The sequence below is a fragment of the Microbacterium sp. CnD16-F genome, assembly GCF_024124465.1.
In the GTDB taxonomy this organism is placed as follows: domain Bacteria; phylum Actinomycetota; class Actinomycetes; order Actinomycetales; family Microbacteriaceae; genus Microbacterium; species Microbacterium gawkjiense.
In genome coordinates this window covers 1-2,193 of record NZ_JAMXSA010000105.1, presented here as the reverse complement: position 1 = coordinate 2,193, position 2,193 = coordinate 1, and the positions used below count along the sequence as shown (strand labels likewise).

The 2,193-nt window shown below is 71.4% G+C and carries 2 protein-coding genes and 1 pseudogene; 1 reads left to right on the top strand and 2 read right to left on the bottom strand.

The window, feature by feature from the left end:
* Positions 1–205: 205 nt before the first annotated feature.
* Positions 206–1,006, bottom strand: a complete 801-nt coding sequence (locus tag NH287_RS14920) for a hypothetical protein (RefSeq protein ID WP_253036241.1) — start codon at positions 1,004–1,006, stop codon at positions 206–208.
* A gap of 182 nt (positions 1,007–1,188) precedes the next feature.
* Here NH287_RS14920 and NH287_RS14915 point away from each other — a divergent pair, with 182 nt between their 5' ends.
* Positions 1,189–1,680, top strand: coding sequence for a GNAT family N-acetyltransferase (locus NH287_RS14915; RefSeq protein ID WP_253036240.1), 492 nt, complete (start codon positions 1,189–1,191; stop codon positions 1,678–1,680).
* Between the two features lie 102 nt (positions 1,681–1,782).
* On the opposite strand, the pseudogene NH287_RS14910 reads toward NH287_RS14915, so the two are convergent.
* Positions 1,783–2,193: pseudogene (locus tag NH287_RS14910) on the bottom strand (hypothetical protein); the annotation flags it as partial.

Here is a 2,193-nt window from a genome sequence, read left to right as displayed (position 1 = left end):
TCCGCGGCAGAGGCATCGACAGCCTCCCCAGCATTCGCACCACCACCGACGAGACCCCTGGCTAGACTGCCCGCAACCGTTCACTTTTCGAGCGCCGAAAGTGACCAGGATTCACCCGCCGCCGACAATAGGCGCTCTCACCAGTGGTGAGTGCTTGCGCGCCCGCGCGTGGTCTTGAGGCCAGGAGCGCTAACAGTGGGCTGCGTCACCGCTCCTGCCCAGACGCAGCGATCCTCTGCTGCGCCGCGGCCGAGTCCCTAGTGATGCGGGTTGCTTCGGTGTCGTTCGCGGTTCGCGCTGCGGCCTCGGGGCTGCGCACGGCCTCGGTCTCTCGCACCACGGCGCTATCCGGGCTGGTCGTTGCATCGGCCGGCGCACGCTCGGGGGGTCGGTCGATGTCGACCCCCCACCATGCCGCCTGCTCCCTCTGGGTCTCTGTGAGCGTCCGTGTCCCCGCTGTGCCGTCGAAATCCCGCCGTGCGGCCTCCCGCTGGACCTCGACGCCCCGGTCGCCGGACTCTCGTGTCATCGCGTTCACGAATAGCTCGCGCGCCTGCAAGGGGGTCTCTGCGACCACGTGCAGGGTGTTCGCTTCGCGGCCGCGGGTTGCAGACACGTAGAGCGCGGAAGCGTTCGAGGTGTCGGTGATGATGCCGTGGCCGGCTTGCACCGTCGCTCCCTGCACGCCGAACTCTGTTGCGGCGTAGACGAGGTGCGTGTGCTCTTTCACGTACTCCGCGGGCAGCTGGACGGTGCGTTTACCGTCGCTGACGACGACGGGCCGGTCCGAGGTCACATGATCAACGGTCCACACGTCGCGGTTGGCCACGCCCAACTCGCGGTCGTTCTTGCGCGTCATGAGCCGGTCACCGTTGCGGATGCTCAGGAGGTCACTGCCCGAGATCTCCGTGGCCGGCGCCGTCGTGTGGCCCGCTTGGGCGTGGGCCTGCTGGATGAGCGCGTTGAGTGCGGCCGCGTCTTCGTTCGTCGCGGTGGCGATCGCCACCGATGCTCCCGCTCGCGCCCGAGCGATCAGGAGTCGCGCGCACAGCTCGTGTGCCTGCGCCTTCCCCTCTGAGCCGCTGACCGCGGATGACACGGATGCCGGGCGGCACCCGGCATCCGCGGCGCCGTCGTCGGGGTGTCGCGTCGGATCTGTCGCCTCCGTGAGCGCGGGAGGATGGGGAGGTGCGCGCATCCGTGACCGTCCGCCCGGCAGATCTCGACGGGCCCGACCGGGCCGCGGTCGCCTCGATGCTGACGGCGTATCACGCACAGACCGAGCGGGAGAAGGTCGAGCGAGGGCTCGCCGAGCCCGGACCGCTGCCCGAGCGATACGCGGTCGAGGTGCGCGACCCCGTCAGGTCTTTCGACGGAGCCGTGGTCCTCGTCGCCGAGCGCGACGAGGCGGCCATCGGAATGGTGGTGATGCACCGTGCGGGGAGCGACGTCGAGCTCGAGCGCCTGTGGGTCGCCCCCGCGGGGCGTCGGTCCGGTGCGGGGTCGGCGCTGCTGACGGATGCCGCGGAGCGCGCACGCGCCCTGGGTGCGGCGGGGCTGCGCCTCTCGGTGTGGAACTGGCGTGCTGACGCGCTCGCGCTTTACGCGCGGGAGGGCCTCGTCGAGGCGCCGTCCTGGGAGTCGCGCGCACAGCTCGTGTGCTTGCGCCTTCCCCTCTGAGCCGCTGTCCGCGGATGCAACGGATGCCGGGCGACACCCGGCATCCGCGACGCCGTCATCGGGGTGTCGCGTCGGATCCGTTGCATCCGCGAGCGGGCGGGATCAGGTGAAACCGCCGGGAGCGAGGAGCGCGACGCACGGGCCGAGGACGAGGATCCACGCGGCGGCGGTGACGATGAGGATTCCGGTGCCGATCGGGCGGGTGCGCGCGGAGAACATCAGCGCCGCGCCCACGATGGCGATGATCAGGAACGGGATGAGGAAGCCGACCAGTCCCGTCGAGATCAGCGCGATCGCGAGCAGGCCGCCGAGGACGTAGGCGCCGCATCCGATGCCCGTGCCGATCCCCACACCGGCGCCGAAGCTCCGGGGTCGTGGTCCCGCGGCCTGCGCATAGCCCGGTGGTTCCGGCGAGATGCCCGGTGCGCCGGGGTAGGGCGGGGTCGGATAGGGCGGCCCCTGCGGTGGCGTCGGGGAGGGCGGGCCGGCGGTGGGCTCGCCGGCCGGCGGACC